The sequence below is a fragment of the Leptospira fainei serovar Hurstbridge str. BUT 6 genome, from assembly GCF_000306235.2.
In the GTDB taxonomy this organism is placed as follows: Bacteria; Spirochaetota; Leptospiria; order Leptospirales; family Leptospiraceae; genus Leptospira_B; species Leptospira_B fainei.
In genome coordinates this window covers 391,946-409,628 of the sequence record NZ_AKWZ02000010.1, presented here as the reverse complement: position 1 = coordinate 409,628, position 17,683 = coordinate 391,946, and the positions used below count along the sequence as shown (strand labels likewise).

Genomic DNA, 17,683 nt, shown 5'->3' with positions numbered 1-17,683 from the left:
TCGCGATCAACGGAACGGCCCGCACGGCCAAAAGGATCAAAAAACATAAAATTGAAAAGCAATACATTCCCGACGTTGCGGACGCAACCATCCGACTTGATGAATGTTTTAATGCAGAAAGTTTAGTGTTATGGAATATAAAAAGATCTTAATTCTTCTGCGAGCGAACTTCTGCACGAACCTCTTCCGCCTCGGCCGAAGTGATTCCGCAATTTTCCAACATCAAGATTTCTAATTTCTTCCTCCATTCCCCCAATTGTTCTTCCCCATTGAGTTTGGGAACAAAGAAAGGGTCCGTAAACGTAAATGTCGCTTTAGAGAAAGGTTTCGGAACTTTAATCCTATCCCAGCTATTTACCGTCCAAAACCGATCGTAATAGGCGGAAAATGCAATTACGGGATAGCCGGTTAAGGAGGCGAGTTGAATGATTCCTGGCTTAAGTTCGTAGACGGGACCAGTCGGGCCGTCGGGTGTGACCAAGGAAATTCCGCCGTCCATAGCTTCCTTAACAAGCGCTCTTAATCCTGCAGCGCCTCCTCTTCGGCTCGAACCTCGTCGGGATTCTATTCCAAAATGTTCCAGAACTCTAACGATCATTTCGCCGTCTTCGGATCTGGAAGCAAGAGGGACGATGCGCATCTCTCTCTTTTTAACTAAATAGGAGGAAGTGAAGTCGATTACGTATGGAATTTGATTATGCCAGAGGGCTAAGAGAAACGAATCTTTTTTGCGAAAGAAGTCTTCGGTCTTTTTCGGAATTTTAATTTCTTTCCATCGGATTGTCAGAGAAATGAGTCGTAGAAATAAAATGGAGAACCATGCCTCCAATCTAATCTTCATTTTGCTGCGCGTCCTTGAAATAAAGGAAGAAGCAGCAGCCAGATGGAAGATAGTCCTAATCCTAAACTTTCTCTGAAGATTTCAGAATCGAAATCCGCGCGAGGATCCTCTAAGAAAGTATAAATACCCCAAAGAAAATAACCGCCTGCCAAGGCTTTGGATATCCCCGAAATCAAACTACGCAGTCCGGGCTCTCGAAAGCGAGGAAACCATTCGAGGCAATAAAGAAAAGTCACCGATAAATAGGCAGGGATCCAGACTTGAGGATCCGGGTCGTTATATTGAAGAGCTGCGAATACGATCCAAGTCAACGCAGTAAAAACACGAAATGCATCGGATAGAAAAGGTCCGAGCTGATTCCGGCTCAAGGCAAAACTTTCCCGGGGTTCAGTAGATTTTTCGGATCCAACGTTTTCTTTATTTGCCTCATGATCTCAAGCTCGGCATTGGTCCTAGAAAAATGAAGGAAGTCCCTTTTTAAGAGCCCGATTCCGTGCTCGGCGCTGATAGAGCCGTGGTATTTTTGCAATAACTCAAACATGGAAGGGTCAACGCTTTTACATTGCGAAAAAAACTCCGTATCAGAAAGGCCCTTCGGTTTTACGATATTCAAATGTAAATTACCGTCTCCGATATGGCCGAATAATGCGATTTCAAATCCCGGATATCTTCCGCTCAATAACGCGTGCATGTCTTCTATAAAAGAATTCATATTTCGTAATGGAAGAGAGATGTCGTTTTTGTGAACGGTGTAATCGATGGAAATGGATTCGCTGATTCCTTCCCTATATTTCCAGAAAGTTTCCGCTTGTCGGGAATTGGACGCCAAGCTTCCGTCTGAGACCAGTCCTTTTTCCACCACAGTTTCCAGAAATGAGAATAATTTTTCTTCGTCTCGTTCGTCAGTTATTTCGAATTCCATTAAAACATAATATGGACTCTTATCCGAAAACGGATCCGGGACATGCAAATGATCGATTACTTTTTCCAGACAATAGCGGGTCAGAAACTCGAAGGCTAAAAGAGGGACTTTTACGTTATGCGTTTCCTTGAATAACTCGAGTATCGAAGAAAAGTCGGGTACTGCGCTGAATAAAACTCGATTATCCGAAGGCTTAGTCGTTAATTTCAGCGTGCATTCAGTAATGATTCCTAGCGTTCCTTCCGATCCGATAAACAGGTGTTTTAGATCGTAACCGGTATTATTTTTGAGAATTTCTCCGTTAAACTCCAGGATCTCTCCGGTTCCAGTAACGACGGTTAACCCTAAAACCCATTGACGAATCAAACCGTAATGTACGACTCGAACACCTCCGGCGTTCGTCGCGATATTACCGCCGATATGGGAAGAACCCGTGGAAGAGAAGTCTACGGGGAAATAAAAACCTCGTTCTTCCGCTTCTTTATGAAGGTTCTTGGTAATCATACCGGCTTGTACTTTTAAAGACCCGAAGAACGGATCGAAATCCAAAACCTGATCCATTTTTACCAAGGAGATGACTATCTCCCCGTTTCTTGCGACGGCCCCTCCGGCATAACCGGTACGCCCGCCTGAAGGAACGATTTTCAGATCGTTGTCGTAGGCGAATTTTACTAATTGAGATACTTCTTTCGTATTTTTGGGAAAGACAAGAATATCGAAATCAGGCGGAAACACTTTCGTTCGATCGGTTCCAAACGATAAGAAAGTGGCCTTATCCATTTTGTCTTCGTCTCGAAAGAATACTTTTTCCTCTCCGACGAGGGTCTTTAGCTGCGCGCGTTTTTCTTGTGTCAATGTGCTCATTTTTTATTCGGCAAAATTCATACGCTCGATCTGACTATCCATGGCCTTTTCTCCCTCCAATCGCTCTCGCTTGCGATACACTCCGTCCGAATGGAGAATGCGGGCCTTCACGTTGTCTTTCAACTGAACGTCTAATATTTTTTTAATACGGTCCTTATGCTTTACGTCCAAGATCGGAAACAAAACTTCGATTCTTCGTTCAAAGTTTCTAGGCATACAATCCGCAGAAGCAAGAAATATACTCTCGTCTCCGCCGGATAAAAAATAATAGATTCGCGTATGCTCTAGAAATCTTCCGACGATCGAGATCACCGTGATGTTTTCGGAAATTCCCGGAAGCCCGGGTTTCAAACAACAGATCCCTCTAATGATCAATTCTATCACCACTCCGGCTTGACTTGCTTTATACATCGCAAGTATAATATGCGGATCCACCAAGCTGTTCATTTTGAAAACGATCCGCGCAGGTTTACCCGCCTTCGCGTTTTCGGTTTCCTTTTCGATGAGTTCCAGGAATGTAGCTTTCAAGTTATGCGGAGAAGCCGCCAACTGATTCAGATGCGGCATTTTGGCGTAGCTAGTAATGGTGTTAAATATCGTAGCAACGTCTTCCGTAATTTCCTTATTAACTGTGAAGAAACTTAGGTCAGTATAGTATCTACTCGTAGTCGAGTTATAGTTGCCCGTGCCAAGATGTACGTATCTGATCAGATGTTCGTCTTCTCTCCTGACTATCATTAGCATTTTGCAATGTATCTTTAAACCGACCACTCCGTAAACTACATGGACGCCGCGTTCTTCCAACTTCTGCGCCCATTTAATATTTCTCTCTTCGTCAAAGCGCGCTTTGAGCTCGACTAAGACAGTTACTTGTTTTCCGTTTTCGGCCGCCTGTCCGAGATACTGAATAATGGGCGAATCTCCGCTCGTCCTATACAGAGTCATCTTGATGCCTAAGACCTTAGGGTCCTCGCTGGAAATTCGCAAAAGTTCTTCGATTGCCGCAAAGGATTGGTAGGGATGATGAAGGAGTCTGTCCTTTCTTTGGATCGCTTCGAAGATTTTTTCCGGCGAATCGAATTTTAAAGTCAGTTTCTGTTGAAAGAAAGGGTATTTAAATTTTGAAGTATGTTCCAAACCGTAGAAATACATAGTGTCATTCAAATTCAATAATGAAGGCACATCGAACATCTCGTTGTCTTGTAATTCTAAGAGTTCCTTGAGAGTGTTTTTAACGAACGGGGAGGTCCCCTCGTGAATGTCCATCCTAACTGCGTCACCCCAGATACGGTTTCGGATCTCTTTTTTCATCGTGATAAGGAGGTCCTTCACAGAAGCTTCTTCATCGATCGAGATATCCGCATCTCGAATGATTCTGAACGGGTATATTTCCTTCACTTCCATTCCATAGAATAAATCGTCCACATGAAGAGTAATGATTGCTTCCAAAGGAAAGAACCGACGGACCTTACCTTGACTCTTCAGTTGGAAAAATCGAGGTAAGACGGAAGGAACTTGAACTACGGCGAATAGATCCTTTTTCATACCGGTTTTTTCATCGTCGGTACTCAATAGGATCGCGAGATTCAAGGATCGATTCAGAATATGCGGGAACGGATGAGACGGATCGATCGAGAGAGGAGTGAGGATCGGAGAAACATCATCCTTATAATATTGACGAATCTGTTCAATCTCTGAGTCGCTAAGCTCTTTCGGGTCGATAATGATGTGAATTCCGTTTTCCTTTAATTGTCGAACGGTAAGATCGAAAGTTTCATATTGGTCCTTTACGAAAACTTGAACTTTCTTGGACAACTCAGAAAGGATTTCGGAGGCCCTTTGACCGTTGAGACTGTTTTCATCGTTCCCCTCGGCAAGCATGTTGCGAATTCCTGCGACTCGAACCATATAGAATTCGTCCAAGTTCGATTCGGTAATGCAAAGGAACTTTAATCTTTCTAAAAGAGGATTGTCGTGATCGTTTGCTTCCTCTAAAACGCGCCGATTAAAATCGATCCAGGATAATTCCCGATCGAAAAAAATGTCGGGGTTCCCTAAATGGATGGGATCTTTTGAACCGTGAGCTCCATTTGCGGTCGGTTGAGTTTCGGCGGATTTGATTTTCTGGGCCACGGCGGAATCCTTCTTTCTTCTTTGTTTAGAAGTACTATCACGGGCGTCAAGTCGCCTTCCGACGCAAAGAAAACGGCGAGTTTAAAGTGAAATGAGACTAAAATCGGAAATGAAATGCCGGAAAAATACCGAGCGATCAACGTAAACTCGGCTCGTTACAGCCGAGTTACGCTTTGAGTGTTAATTAAGTTTTTCCCCGATTTCGCGCATTTCGGACAAATATGGATTACGAACAGTTTCAACTTTAGCAATCCAACCTTTCTTACTCGTCGGGCAATGAAAAGCGTGAAGCGAGTATTTAGGTGCGAGATTGCTTAAGGTTAAGGAAAGCTCGCCGTAAAGAAATTCCTGGTCTCTGCGAGAGAGGGCTTTGTCCAACAATTCTGCGAACGTCTGGGCCTTCGCGTACATGACTCTCGTTTCTTCCGAGCTTTTTTTAGCTTCTCTAACCAAGACCGCGATTCCTTTCGCGTTCACTTTTCGTTCTTCGCTGGAAAGCAATTCTTCATAAATGCGAGCCATACGCTCGAGTAACTTCTCTTCAAAGTTTACTTCCGCTACTGGAACGGCGGTTGCGGTGATAATTGAGGCTGCTGCTAAATAAGCAAATACATTGCGCATATAAATTCTCCTAACGTTAATGATCGCGGATCGAAAAAGCGAACGAAACTCTAGGTTAAAATGCGAATCGTATTTAAAGGAGTGAAGAAATTCGAATCGTTCGATTCGAAAGGTCGTATGTTTCTTATCGCATCTTCAAAAGCCTTTAAAGAAGCGAACGGAACTCTTGCTACATTCTCTGCAGTTTCGATTTTTGGAAAATTGGATTCCGATTCGGAGATTGCAAGAAGTTCGGTTTTGACCGCATCATGAACTTTGAATTTAGACGACTCATCTACGCGGGAAATTTGCTGGGCTCTAGTCGGGGGCGCTATATCTTTCCATGTCGCGGCCGAGCAAGGCGGATTAGCCAAACTCAAGACAAAAAGGCTTATGAAAACTCGTCGCAACATCGGCATTTAGACCTAAAAAACTTTCTCAAACATTCCAAAAAATCAAAACCTTTTTTAAAAAAATCTTAACCGCTATTCGAAATAAATTCATGATTTCTTCCGAATGCTTAAAGATCGGATCAATTGATTTCTCTTTTAGAAATCGATTGACCATCCTGCGTCTAGGTTTCACGATTTGTTATGATTCAAGTTGAATATTGTAAAGCGATGTCGTTATATAATAGTTGGCAAAATGATTCTTTATTAATCGTTTGTGCTAGTTTAAAGGCGGAAGAATGGGAGGCGGACAAAAGAATATTTTTCGGGTCTATAGCGAATACTTGGAATCATCTAGTTTTAATGGATTTAGCTTGGTTGGATAGATTTCAAAAAAGGCCCGTCCAAATTACGAATTTTAAAGAAAGAGTTTTTAGCTCTTTTGACGAACTGGCAGAGAAAAGGCGGGAATTGGACAAATCGATTTCGAACTGGACCCAGGAGGTTTCCACGGAATTCCTGATGCAAGATCTTACATTTTATAGTTTTATGTATTCCAAAGAAGTGACATTGCCGGTTTGGCTACTAGTAACGCATTTTTTTAATCATCAAACGCACCATCGCAGCCAAATATCCACGGCTTTATTTCAATCCGGTTTCGATTATGGCGTTACGGATATTCCTTGGAATCCGATCTATCACGCGGAATCATAGAGTAATTTTAGGCGATCCGGAGGTTGCGGTTTCATCGACCGATCGAATCGGTTTAATTGGTTGACGGTACGACTTTCCAAACACATACGATATATGAAGAGACTGAAAGTATTCGCTCGCTTAGATTTTGCACTTTCAGCAAAGGATTTCTTTTTCCCATTGAAGCGTTTCCTACAAAACTTCTCACAAAATTTCCACATTGAAAACTTAACAGGTTACTTTGCCGCAGTAACGGCGGTCGTGAGCGCGTATTCTTTACTTTTTGATTCTGATTTCGGGAATATCACTCCCTTAACCCTAAAAGAAAGAGATTGGCCGAGCATACTTCTTTATGTATTCAAAGTAAACTCCAGCTTTTTCGGAAACCCATGGATCGGTTTGATCTTTTACGTCTACGTGTTCTTTTTTATGGGTAAAATCTTAGAGGAAGACTTGGGCATTCCTCGCTTTAATATGTACTTATGGTTGGGCGCGGTCCAAATTACCGCAGGCGCGATCTTTTCTTTGTACGTCCCGCTTGCCGTTGATTCCAGCCTATTTTATGAATGCCTGTTTCTTGCGGTTGCATATCGGCATCCTAACATGCAGATTTACATATTCTTTATCATTCCTGTTAGAATCAAATGGTTGGGTTTCTTGGTGGCCGGAATCATGCTTTATACCCGAATCACGTACGTAATGATCACCGGTTCCGCATTTCCATTACTCGGCATCTTGGTAGGTCTCTCTAATTTAATCCTATTTTATGGAAAGGATATTTGGCGTGATCTTAGAGGAAATGTAAGAACTCAAATGAAATCGGTCAAAGTCGATTCTCTTCCGACGGTCCATAAATGTTTCGTATGCGGCATTACGGAAAAAGATGATCCGCAAATGGATTTTAGATATTGTGTGGAGTGTGCTGATCACGAATATTGTGAAAAGCATTTGCACAATCATCAACACGTTAAATAGGAGAGCCGCTTTTTCGATCGGACTATTTTTCGTAAAAGATTCTCCGTGTAAAAAAGCCCGTCCATCTTAACGACGAGCTTTTAGTTGGACGATCAAATGAATCCTTTCTTCGTTTAACCGAACATGCGTTTATTTTAGCTTATATTGTGAAGTCACCGATTTAGAAAACGGATTGACCGAACTATGAAGCGGAGCATACTGATGAGTCACAAGGACCTCATTCTTATGCTCCAAAATCATTATTTTAACGACGTTCCGGATCTCCGATTGCATTTCGATCATCTTATCGCGTGGAAGGAGATCATTGATTCCTACGAAAACGGCTTTGTAGATGCGGAAAAATATAAAGCCGGAGACGAACGATATGCAACTGCACCTTCTTCTTACGACGAAGCGTTGGAATATTATAGAACTTTGTTAGAATCTCTCGGAGAATTTGCAGGTAAGGAAATCGCGCCGTATGTTTCGGAATTGGATAAAGTCGGATTGAAATACGAAAACGGCCGCGTTATATTTCCCGAAAAAATGTTGGAAATCGTTAGAAAGGCGCGTGACGCGGGACTTCAACCTACCGGGTTTTCCAGAAAATACGGAGGTTTGGGAATTCCTTGGACGGTCCGGGCTTTTTTCGGCGAGATACTTTATCGGGTAGATGCGTCCGTATGTATAGCGATCGGATGCGTGAATCTAGCCGAAATTATCGAGAAGAACGGAAGTGAGGAATTAAAAGAGGCTTGGTTGCCGAGACTTGCTGCCGGCGAATTCGCTTGTGCAATGGGGTTAACCGAACCGGATCATGGCTCCGATCTTCCCGGTCTGAGAACCCGTGCAGTTCAGAAAGACGGAACTACGTATCTCCTAAACGGAACGAAACGCTTTATCACTCACGGATGCGGTACGGGAGAAATTCCGGCAATTCTACTTTTATTGGCAAGAACCGGGAATCCCGGCAGCGGCGCTAGAGGACTATCTTTCTTTCTAGTCCAATCAAAAGACGTTCAAATTGCAGGGATCGAGAAGAAGATGGGTTTGCATTGTTCTCCCACTTGCGAAGTGGTTTTAGAAAATACGCCTGGAATCTTGATCGGAGAAGAAGGTCACGGTTTAATTAAACATACGATGGGTATGTTGAACGGCGCGAGGGTCGGTATAGCTCAGCAGGGCGTCGGAATCGCGCAGGCCGCGTTATCCGAAACACAAAAATACACGTCGGAACGCATTCAATTCGGAAAGCCGATCGCGGAGATTCCTGCCGTTCGTAAGATTTTGAGAAGGATGGAAAGAGAAACGATGGCGATGCGCGGCCTTGTCATGGAATGCGCTCGCAGTATGGATTTGTATTATTTTAGAGGCGAACATCTGAGAGAGAAAGGCGCATCTGAACGCGACCTGAAATCCGACGTAGTCTTAAAATATTGGGAAAGGCTTGCAGGATTAATGACGCCTATCTCTAAATTTTATTGTTCGGAAACTTGTGTTCGTGTTGCGGGAGACGGCGTGCAGCTTCATGGAGGCGCCGGATTTACGGAAGACTATGATGTTTCGAGGATATACCGAGATTCACGAATAACTACCATTTATGACGGAACTTCTCAAATCCAAGTCAATGCTGCAATCGGCGGCATAGTGACCGGAATGGCGGCTCACGGCTTTTTACGAGAATACGTCGAAAACGAATGGAACCATTTCGCAACGGACGAAGTCAAAACTTTGGCGGAAGTCTGGGACGCGTATAGAGAGATATTAAGTTTGTATAAAGAACTCCCGTCGGGCGAAGAGCGGGAGGAAATTGCGGATGAGATCGTTTGGGCGACCGCGAGATTATTGTCAGGCTTACTCTTTTATAAATCGACGTTGCGCACGCCCGAAGAATTAAGAGCCGAACGGCTTGCGCACGTCGAAGACTACTGTCTCGATAGTTTGGCGTTTACGGAAGGTTTGAAAGCGAAATTGCGCGCAAAAGTCTCTTCCGCCAGAGTAGCTTGAGGCTATGAAAGTTCGATTTCTAAATCCGGCTTGGTTCCTTACTGCAATCGTACTCGGTTGTTCGGTTTCGCCGGAAACTATCGCTCACAAGATATTTTTAGCACATGGCGGAACTTCTTTCGATAAAGTGAACGAAATTAAGTTCACTTTTGTAGTTTGGACTCCTGAAAAGGAATTGGTTCGGAGAGCCTGGACATGGGCTCCTAAAACCCAAGATGTTTCCTTCCTCGACGGGGAAAAAGAATTTCAATATAATCGAAATCAAATGGATGAAGCTTCCAAAGAAATCGAGGCAAAATTCATCAACGATAGTTACTGGCTGATTTTCCCTTTTCATCTAGTTTGGGATTCGGGGGTAACGCTCACGTACGACGGCCCTCAGCCTCGTCCCGATGGAAAAGGACCTTTACGAAGATTATCGATCAAATATCCGGACCAAGGCGGTTTTACGCCGGGAGACATGTATCGTCTTTATTACGATTCGGATTATAAAATACGTTATTGGACGTACCATAAGAGCGGCGCTGCTGAACCTACTCGGGCTACGAGCTGGGAAGGATATGCGACGATCGGCTCCATCCCTTTTTCTTTGGAAAGAATCAGTCCTAACGGAGCGTTTAAGATTTTATTTCAGGACGTTACAGTCGCTCCTTGATGTCTTCGATTTGTTTTTAAAGGATTCTTCATTTTAGATGAGGATCGGCATATTTTAATTATATTGAATATACTGTTCTTAGCATGATATCGCCTAATCGATCGTAGACCGGAAATGTGAGGCGAACGACCAATACCAATTCCGGAATGGACGTTTTTCAAATTAGTTTTCAAAGAATTACCGCCGAAGTGGATTTGGCAAATGGGCGGGGACTTTACTCTCGCCTGTAAATGTCTTGGAGAACCGGTATATGAAATCGCAAAGTTTTCTGATAAAGTTTCCTCTCTTCCTCCTTTTGGGAGCGTTTTTTTATGCTAACTGCTACAATTCTTCTTATAGCAGTAAAAGTAGCGATCCCGGGTATCTTTTGGCGGTAGCTCTGGCAGGCGGAATATCTCCCGTAGGGTCCGGGCCTTGTTACAGCCAAAGCATGCTAGTAAAGGGAAGTCCTAAGACTGCCACGGTTATGAATCCTGTCGGTTATTACGGAATGTCAAACGTAATGGTACTTTATTTTGAATACATGGGTGGGGGAACTACCGATTCGGTGACCTTCAGTTCTTCCCCATCCGGTAGCTCCGGAGGATTGTTAAATCTCGCGAAGCCGAATATTTCGATCAGTCCGACAAACGTGAATGCTTCCTCAAATTTCGATGCATTTAACGTCCAAGCTCCTTATTCAAATGGAAGCGTCATGACAAACTCAGGAAGCTATCGGTGTTACGAATTAGTCGTTCCAGGTGGAGCCACCGTAACGTACACGATCTCCATTATGTGACAGCAAACGAGAGTTACTTAAAAGGAGCTTAGGCTCATTTTATGTCCCTTTTCTTACGTTCGTAACGTTCCTTAACGGTGCTAGGAAAGCTCCTGGATTCTTCATATTTCCTCTTCTAAGGGCTTATGCTTTTTTGAAAACGGCCGATGGAAATAAGAGGAGGGGACCATGCCCGCGTTTACAATTCCGGGACTTAGTTCCGGCCAAGATACGAACCAGATCGTTAAGAAGCTTGTAGAATTGGAAGCGAAGCCGATCCGTCGTTTGGAAAGGCAGAATAATTATAATAAAGCCCAGGTCAAAGCATGGAATGACCTTAAAATACTCACTACCGAACTGCAAAATAAAACTCGAGAGATCACTTCTTTTACCGCTCCGTTTGCGACTAAGTCGATCGTCTCCGAACCCGAAGGTGTGATTACCGGCGACGCTTCGCGTTCTGCAGCAAGTGGAAAGAGAAAAATCGATATTAAAGAATTGGCAACTTTCCATCAGATATCCAGCGAACCCATCGATACTGAAAGAAAGATTCCCGCAGGGATATTTAAGATCTTTTCAGGTGAGAACGAAAAGGAAATCGATTTCTCCGGCGGAACGATACGCGACCTTTCTATCATGATTCGCACGGGAGCGGCGGGCTTGGCACAGCCGGCTCTCGTCAAAGTAGACCAAGATAAGACCGTCCTTACTTTAACGGCTTCTCAATCGGGAAAGGAGAATTTACTTAAGTTCGACGATTCAAGCGGCGTGTTGAAGGCTGCCGGGTTGGTCGCCGGAATGTTGCCTCAGGAACCTCCTAAAGTTTTTCCGATCGCAGTTGAACCGCTACAAACCGACGTTTTCCAACCGGAAAAATATTCCATGGATAAGGACGCCAAGCCTTACTTCATTTCCGATCCCGTCGGAAAAGAACCGACGAAAGTCAAAATAGGTTCCAAGCAAGCGTTCAAATTTCTTACCGAAGCCAAGGAAGCTAAGAAGGGTTCGAGAATCGAGGCTAGTCTATCCGAGCCTCTTGTAGAAGGGGAAACGATTTCTCTCGGAGTAATCTACGAAGCCGACGAACAAGAGAAGATTTTTTTGGATGCGGCCACACATAAAGAAGGCAAGATCAAAATTATCTTAAAATCCGCGTTGGACAATAAGAAGATTCGCGCTATCATCGTAGTCAATCAATCCGGTAAAGAGAAAGAATTTTCAGATTTTCGTCTTGTTATTCCGAGCGAGTTTATGGGAGCAAAACCGGCTAAAACGATCGTCGAGGCAAAAGACGCATTGTTTACCGTCGATGGTATCGAAGTTACTCGTCCTAAGAACGACGGTTTAACCGACGTTCTCGACGGAATCAATCTGAATTTACATAAGAAAAGCGAAGGTCCGATCGTCGTCGATATAAAAGTGGATTCTCAGAAGGGAATCAAGATGATAAAGGAATTCGTAGAAGCATATAATAATGTTTTAAAGTATTCCAAGGAAGCGACTGCAGTGGATCGAGAAAGCGGGGTTTCCGACGGTAAGGGCGAAGATCCGGATATTAGCCGGGCCTTTTGGGAAGGAAAGACGAAGACAGGAATTCTTGCAGGCGATAACTCGATCGTTAGATTGGTTGCCGGAATGAAGACCGTCACGACGTCCTCTTTTTCTCCGTTAGCCGGCTCGGAAATTCGTATGCTAACGGATATCGGAGTCTCGACCGGATCGGTAGGTAGCAAGTGGGCGGATATTCAGGAGGGTTTCTTGCAGGTCGACGATCAAAAATTGTCTCAACGACTTTCCGAAAACCCGGACGCAGTGAGGCATCTTTTCGCCCAAGATAGTAATTCTGATGCTCGAATGGACACCGGTGTGGGCGTGAATCTTGTAGAACACCTAAAGCCTTATACTCAATTTGCAGGCGGTTTGGTTACTAGCAAAATCAAGCTTCTGGAAGAACAGTTTGCTGATAATAATAAGAAAATTAAAAACTTCGAATCCCATCTATCCAGCTACGAAAAGAAATTAAAAGAAAAGTTTCTGTACATGGAGCAGGGCGTCGGAAAGAATAAGGCCGTAGGATCCTACCTGAATAATAATCTCTCCCGAGGTCATGGTGGGGATGACGGGAAATGAAGAACTCATAGTAGAAACGGAGGAGTAACCGTGGAAATATTCGTAAACGAACAAAGACTTGAGAGTGCTATGGAAAACGAAAAAAATCTCGGAGAGATTTTTGACGCTGTCGGACGTTGGGTAGAGTCGAACGGTAAATTTCTTTTATCATGTCTCGTAGACGGGGAAGAATTTCATTCCGATAAGATGAAAATGAAATCTATCGATTCCGCTTCCAAGATGGAGTTCTATGTCGGAGAAGAATTGGATATTCTGCTCAGTTCGCTGAACGAGCTGGATGCCTACGTTGATAAGGTAGGAACTACTCTCCTAGGTCGCGACAGTTTAACCGAAAAAGAATCGAAAGAACTCGTTGATGGTGTCGGCTGGATTAACTCGCTGCTGCGCTCTGCCGGCAGAATGCTAAAGCTCAGATACGACCATATTAAACCTATGGGAACAGGGAGCAACGTAGAGGAAATTCTAAGTTCATTGATTAAGAGAGCGGGAAAACTCGACGGAGTCGCCGCCATCGAAGAGTTTTTGGAAAATCTCAGGGACCTTAAGCTTTTTACGATGGATCTGATCGCACGGGCTTCCGTGCTGGATTTGGATCTTCCTACGCTACGCGAAATATTGGACACTTTTATTAAGGCTGTCCCTGCACTGAAGCAAAGCTTTGTAAAAGTAAACGAGAATTATCAGGCTGGCAGGGATGAGGTCGCAACTCATCTACTTACGCAATCGGTCTCGCAAATCAACGTACTGTTGACTTCCTTCATCACTCTCCGTCAAAAATTGCCGGGATTGAATTATACGGATTTGTCGATATCGGGTAAGTCATTCGAAGAAAAAACTAACGAATTAAACGATACATTGGCAAGTGTCGCGGTAGCTCTAGAGGAAAAAGATATCATTCGTGCAGGTGATATAATAGAATACGAAATTCCGACCGCGATCGACGAGTTGCTTCCGTTTTTGGAAAAAGTGAAAGAACAGGCGGATTCTTTATCCGTTTAAAGCCGAGGGTTAACCGAAGTATAAAATCGACGGTTAACCCTTAATCTCCAAACAGAAGAGCGTTAAGTCGTCGGTCATTACCCCGTCTCCGAAGGACTCGGAATAGGATACCAAAGAACGGATTAAGTTTTCCGAATCCTGGAACGACAATTTCCGAACGGCTTCGATTAGGGTGGCGTTTCCCATCGGGATTCCTTTCGATCCGCGGACTTCAAATAATCCATCCGAATAAAATAAAACTCGATCTCCCGGTCTTAACGTTATTTTGTATTCTTCCAAGATAGGAGTTCCTACCGCCAATAATACCCCGCCTTTTCCGGGGATTTCTTGAGTCTCTCCGTTTCTAAGAAGTAATCCCGGATGGTGCCCGGCGTAGCTATATTCAAGGATTCTATCTTTCGGATCGTACTTTAGATAAACGGCCGATATGAAATGTTGAGTTACCACGGATGTAAGCAAATCGTTCGTAAATAAAAGACCTTCCTTAGGAGGTGATCCTCTTCTGGAAACGACATTGAAAGCGATCGATGCCATAGCCGCAACCATCGCGGAAGAAATCCCATGCCCGGATACGTCGGCAAACAAAACTTCGATACTGCCGTCCTGCGTCTCGGTGCAATTTAATACATCGCCTCCGACGCGATCGTAAGGGCGAAAATAGGAATAAACCTTGTATTGATCGGATTCGGGAAATTTCTGAGTGGTGATCGTATTCTGAACTTCTCGAGCTATGTCCAGATCCTTAACCACTCTCGAATAGAGTAAGCTGATTTTCTCGGAAGCTTCTTTCTTATCGGTAACCTCCCGCAAAATGAAGACATGTCCCTTATCCCTTCCTGATAAAGGAATTTCCGAACAGGAAACCTCCAAAAATCTCGCTTGAGATGGGGGAAGCGTTACGTCGGCAAGTCCTACTTGAGTGGAGCTTGCCGGTGATTTGCTTCGAAAGTCCATTCGTGCGAAAGGCTTAATGGGAAAACCTTCCAAATAGAAGGACAGATCCAATTTTTCCGGAGGCGGGCTATTAGCGGAAAAACCTAACATTTCGCGACCGCTTTCGTTCCAATAGAGAAGATCTCCATTCTGTGATAGTAGAATCACACCCTCTCTTAGTTTAGAATAAAGTTGTAATGCGATCCGTTCCAATCTGATTTCCAAAAATCCGTATTTGGCGATTGCGATGAATATGCAGACGGATTGGATTACGGAAGCACTACCGCTTAGAGGCGGAAAACTTAAATTCCCGTCCAAAAGAATCCTAGGTAGAATCGTAGTGAGATAACCCAGCAACGAAGATAAAAGCGTTCCTAAAGAAAGTAGAAAGCATTGTTTACGCAACGCTGATGCTTTACCGCGAGATTCGACGAAAAGTAAAAATACCGAGTAAATAGCAGGCGCGATAATCAGTAGGTTTAAACTTGTAACGTAAAAAATGCCCGGTGAAATAATATCCCCCCAGTATTTTCGCTCCACTCCGGCAACGATCCAATCCGTCGTTAGGGCAATCGGGAAGATCGCTATAGAAAACCCTCGAAATAAATATAAAAGAATATTAGGATTTTTTGATAAGTAAACGAATACGAATTCTAAAAATAGGGTTCCGGAAAGCAGCCAAGAAATGGACGTGACTCTCATTATCCAGATTATCCAATCTTTCGGAAGAAACGACCAATATAAGATCACAGAAATGATCCATAGGCTTAAATCCGCCGAATAAAGAAGATAAAAATTGACTACTTTATGTCTTCCTTTTAAGGCGATGACATAAATAAATAAATATAAGTTCAAGAAGAGAGCGGATAGAGGAATCAAGAGATAAGGGTTCACTGTCCGCCTACTTCGATGACAAGCATTGCTAAATCGTCGTTATACTTTCCTTGGCCAAAATCGATGGCTTTGCTTTGCGATGCTTCCAGTAAGGATGCAGTATCGCGTGTGGCCATTTCTTTTAGCCAATCTAAAAATGTCTCATATCCTAGAATATCGCCTACGCTGTTCTTGACTTCGAATAATCCGTCGGAGTAAAAAACGATTCTATCTTCGGGATATAATCGGAAAGTATAGTCGTTCAATAATAATTCCCGTACTGCTAGTATGATCCGACCTTCTCCTTCCAGCAATATAACTTCTCCGCTTCTGAGAATAAGAATGGGATGATGTCCCGCATACGAAAAATCCAGACGGTTCTCGTCGGGATAGTAGCTCGCAAATACCGCGGATATGTGGTGATGCAGAACTACTTTTGATAGCATATTATGAATTTCAAATAAACTGTCCTTAGGGGATAGAAGCTTTGGCGAGATGATCTGAAACGCAATGGAAAGCATTCCTCCTACCATCGCGGAAGCGATACCGTGCCCGGATACGTCGGCAAATAAGATATCGACGCGTCCTGAAGGATGTTCGATCACTCGAAGCATATCACCCCCGACCTTCTCGATCGGTTGAAAGAAGGATTGAATTCGATAGGATTCTTTATCCGGAAATTTTTGCGTGATGATCGAAGATTGTGTTACTCTCGCTATCTCTAAATCGCTAACGATATGAGAATAGAGTTGATGAATTTTTTCTTGGGAAATTTTCCGTTCCGTCACATCTCGCAATAAGTATAGCGTTCCCGATTCTTCCTCCGAAATGCGGATAGAGGATTTGGTCAATTCTACGAAAACGTGTCCTGTTCGACCCAGAAGTTGAAATTCTCTCGGGTGCGAATCCAAGTCCTCCCGATAATTTGCGAAATGATTATGCGGGTTAAAAAAACCGTTTTGGGAAGGGGAGGTTTGGAGTAAGAATAAGGCCGATTGATTTGCAAAAAAAAACTCCCCGTTTTTTTTCACTAAAATTATACCGTCATGTATATCCCGAAATAACTCTACGGCAATTCTTTCCAAACTAATGTTTAGAAATCCGTATCTAGTGATCGCCCAAAAAATAAAGACCGCTTGAATCGTTACGGATACCGGAGTCAGTGGAGGAAATAAGAACCTGCCATTCTTGTCTAAGTTTAACAGCTCCGTATAAACGCTTAATGAAAATGCGATTATTGAACCGATTATCAAAAGATCTAATTGCCTGCGTATCGTTCCGTTATCGGTCTTAAAGCGTTCGATTAAGATTAACGAGAGCCCCAAATACGCCGGGCCACTGACAACCACCGCGCTCATAGGTAAAAAAAGCCAATTCGGCTCCAATTCGTATCCCCAATCGTAGAGTATAGAACCCTTAATCACCCAATCAGTAGAAGTCGTTACAAGGATCGATAAGAGAGTTAGAAATCTAAAACAGTATAAAACCCATTTCGAAGCTAAGTTTAGAAATTTATATACGACCTCTAAAAAAAGTAACCCCGTCGGAATCCAAGTAAAACAGGTCAGTTTAAAAACCAAAGTCATCCACGGAGCTGGCAGTAGCGACCAATAAAGGATGTAAGAGACCAACCATAGATCCAGAAAGAGGGCAAATCGCAGGAAATCTCCGATGACCGCGCTTCTAAATCTCCGGGCAAAAACGTAGGAAATTAGCAGGCTATTGATAATTAAGGCAGAGATCGGAAGGAATAAATAATGATTCATAAGCCGACTTTGCCACTGGCATCGTACCTGGATTGGACGCTAAAATCAATCCCTTCTAACGACTCGGTGGACCTGTTTCTGCCGAAAAACGGGGGTTCGAAGGGGGATTTTCGAGGATGTATTTCGATCGGGTAAAAACGGTTAAAAATAGGTTGCGTTAGACGCCT

At 43.5% G+C, this 17,683-nt stretch carries 15 protein-coding genes; 7 read left to right on the top strand and 8 right to left on the bottom strand.

The window, feature by feature from the left end; all coding sequences use genetic code 11:
• Nucleotides 1-148 precede the first annotated feature (148 nt).
• The 6 genes from LEP1GSC058_RS11050 to LEP1GSC058_RS20325 all read right to left on the bottom strand — a co-directional run bounded on the left by LEP1GSC058_RS11050 (nt 149) and on the right by LEP1GSC058_RS20325 (nt 5,734).
• On the bottom strand, nt 149-841 hold the full coding sequence (locus tag LEP1GSC058_RS11050) for a lysophospholipid acyltransferase family protein (RefSeq protein WP_016550743.1): 693 nt from the start codon (nt 839-841) through the stop codon (nt 149-151).
• Nucleotides 838-1,209, bottom strand: a complete 372-nt coding sequence (locus LEP1GSC058_RS11045) for a transmembrane 220 family protein (protein ID WP_016550013.1) — start codon at nt 1,207-1,209, stop codon at nt 838-840. The genes LEP1GSC058_RS11050 and LEP1GSC058_RS11045 overlap by 4 nt, the downstream gene beginning before the upstream one ends.
• Nucleotides 1,206-2,627, bottom strand: a complete 1,422-nt coding sequence (locus LEP1GSC058_RS11040; protein ID WP_016549347.1) for an FAD-binding oxidoreductase — start codon at nt 2,625-2,627, stop codon at nt 1,206-1,208. Before LEP1GSC058_RS11040 ends, LEP1GSC058_RS11045 begins: the two co-directional genes overlap by 4 nt.
• A gap of 3 nt (nt 2,628-2,630) precedes the next feature.
• On the bottom strand, nt 2,631-4,748 hold the full coding sequence (ppk1, locus tag LEP1GSC058_RS11035; protein ID WP_408605701.1) for a polyphosphate kinase 1: 2,118 nt from the start codon (nt 4,746-4,748) through the stop codon (nt 2,631-2,633).
• 192 nt (nt 4,749-4,940) lie between these two features.
• Nucleotides 4,941-5,381, bottom strand: a complete 441-nt coding sequence (locus LEP1GSC058_RS11030; protein WP_016550996.1) for an LIC13259/LIC11441 family protein — start codon at nt 5,379-5,381, stop codon at nt 4,941-4,943.
• 50 nt (nt 5,382-5,431) lie between these two features.
• The gene (locus LEP1GSC058_RS20325) at nt 5,432-5,734 is read right to left on the bottom strand and encodes a hypothetical protein (RefSeq protein ID WP_232224673.1); all 303 of its coding nucleotides are present in this window, start codon (nt 5,732-5,734) and stop codon (nt 5,432-5,434) included.
• A gap of 219 nt (nt 5,735-5,953) precedes the next feature.
• On the opposite strand from LEP1GSC058_RS20325, the gene LEP1GSC058_RS11020 reads away from it, so the two are divergent.
• The 7 genes from LEP1GSC058_RS11020 to LEP1GSC058_RS10990 all read left to right on the top strand — a co-directional run bounded on the left by LEP1GSC058_RS11020 (nt 5,954) and on the right by LEP1GSC058_RS10990 (nt 13,944).
• Entirely contained in the window at nt 5,954-6,463 is a 510-nt protein-coding gene (locus tag LEP1GSC058_RS11020; protein WP_016549353.1) for a DinB family protein, read from the top strand.
• Between the two features lie 93 nt (nt 6,464-6,556).
• A complete protein-coding gene (locus LEP1GSC058_RS11015) occupies nt 6,557-7,417 on the top strand; it encodes a rhomboid family protein (RefSeq protein ID WP_016550924.1) in 861 nt (286 codons plus the stop codon).
• 225 nt (nt 7,418-7,642) lie between these two features.
• Nucleotides 7,643-9,403, top strand: coding sequence for an acyl-CoA dehydrogenase family protein (locus tag LEP1GSC058_RS11010; protein ID WP_016550134.1), 1,761 nt, complete (start codon nt 7,643-7,645; stop codon nt 9,401-9,403).
• Nucleotides 9,404-9,407: 4 nt separating this feature from the next.
• The gene (locus LEP1GSC058_RS11005) at nt 9,408-10,058 is read left to right on the top strand and encodes a hypothetical protein (protein ID WP_016550535.1); all 651 of its coding nucleotides are present in this window, start codon (nt 9,408-9,410) and stop codon (nt 10,056-10,058) included.
• A 250-nt stretch (nt 10,059-10,308) separates the two neighbouring features.
• A complete protein-coding gene (locus LEP1GSC058_RS19810) occupies nt 10,309-10,836 on the top strand; it encodes a hypothetical protein (RefSeq protein ID WP_051133792.1) in 528 nt (175 codons plus the stop codon).
• Nucleotides 10,837-11,004: 168 nt separating this feature from the next.
• Complete coding sequence (fliD, locus tag LEP1GSC058_RS10995; protein WP_016549475.1) at nt 11,005-12,945, top strand: flagellar filament capping protein FliD; 1,941 nt, start codon at nt 11,005-11,007, stop codon at nt 12,943-12,945.
• Nucleotides 12,946-12,975: 30 nt separating this feature from the next.
• Nucleotides 12,976-13,944, top strand: a complete 969-nt coding sequence (locus tag LEP1GSC058_RS10990; protein WP_016550230.1) for a hypothetical protein — start codon at nt 12,976-12,978, stop codon at nt 13,942-13,944.
• A 33-nt stretch (nt 13,945-13,977) separates the two neighbouring features.
• Here the strand turns inward: LEP1GSC058_RS10990 and LEP1GSC058_RS10985 are convergent, their stop codons facing one another.
• Together LEP1GSC058_RS10985 and LEP1GSC058_RS10980 are read right to left on the bottom strand one after the other, a co-directional pair.
• Nucleotides 13,978-15,771, bottom strand: a complete 1,794-nt coding sequence (locus LEP1GSC058_RS10985; protein ID WP_039948309.1) for a SpoIIE family protein phosphatase — start codon at nt 15,769-15,771, stop codon at nt 13,978-13,980.
• Nucleotides 15,768-17,516: a SpoIIE family protein phosphatase gene (locus LEP1GSC058_RS10980; RefSeq protein WP_016550447.1), complete on the bottom strand. Its 1,749-nt coding sequence runs from the start codon at nt 17,514-17,516 to the stop codon at nt 15,768-15,770. Before LEP1GSC058_RS10980 ends, LEP1GSC058_RS10985 begins: the two co-directional genes overlap by 4 nt.
• Nucleotides 17,517-17,683: the final 167 nt, after the last annotated feature.

What these genes read in the sequence shown, in the direction of transcription:
- LEP1GSC058_RS10980 (WP_016550447.1), bottom strand. Translation starts at nt 17,516, where the DNA reads ATGAATCATTATTTATTCCTTCCGATCTCTGCCTTAATTATCAATAGC.
- LEP1GSC058_RS19810 (WP_051133792.1), top strand. Translation starts at nt 10,309, where the DNA reads ATGAAATCGCAAAGTTTTCTGATAAAGTTTCCTCTCTTCCTCCTTTTG.
- LEP1GSC058_RS11030 (WP_016550996.1), bottom strand. Translation starts at nt 5,381, where the DNA reads ATGCGCAATGTATTTGCTTATTTAGCAGCAGCCTCAATTATCACCGCA.
- LEP1GSC058_RS11040 (WP_016549347.1), bottom strand. Translation starts at nt 2,627, where the DNA reads ATGAGCACATTGACACAAGAAAAACGCGCGCAGCTAAAGACCCTCGTC.
- LEP1GSC058_RS11020 (WP_016549353.1), top strand. Translation starts at nt 5,954, where the DNA reads ATGATTCAAGTTGAATATTGTAAAGCGATGTCGTTATATAATAGTTGG.
- LEP1GSC058_RS11005 (WP_016550535.1), top strand. Translation starts at nt 9,408, where the DNA reads ATGAAAGTTCGATTTCTAAATCCGGCTTGGTTCCTTACTGCAATCGTA.
- LEP1GSC058_RS11015 (WP_016550924.1), top strand. Translation starts at nt 6,557, where the DNA reads ATGAAGAGACTGAAAGTATTCGCTCGCTTAGATTTTGCACTTTCAGCA.
- LEP1GSC058_RS11050 (WP_016550743.1), bottom strand. Translation starts at nt 841, where the DNA reads ATGAAGATTAGATTGGAGGCATGGTTCTCCATTTTATTTCTACGACTC.
- fliD (WP_016549475.1), top strand. Translation starts at nt 11,005, where the DNA reads ATGCCCGCGTTTACAATTCCGGGACTTAGTTCCGGCCAAGATACGAAC.
- LEP1GSC058_RS11010 (WP_016550134.1), top strand. Translation starts at nt 7,643, where the DNA reads ATGCTCCAAAATCATTATTTTAACGACGTTCCGGATCTCCGATTGCAT.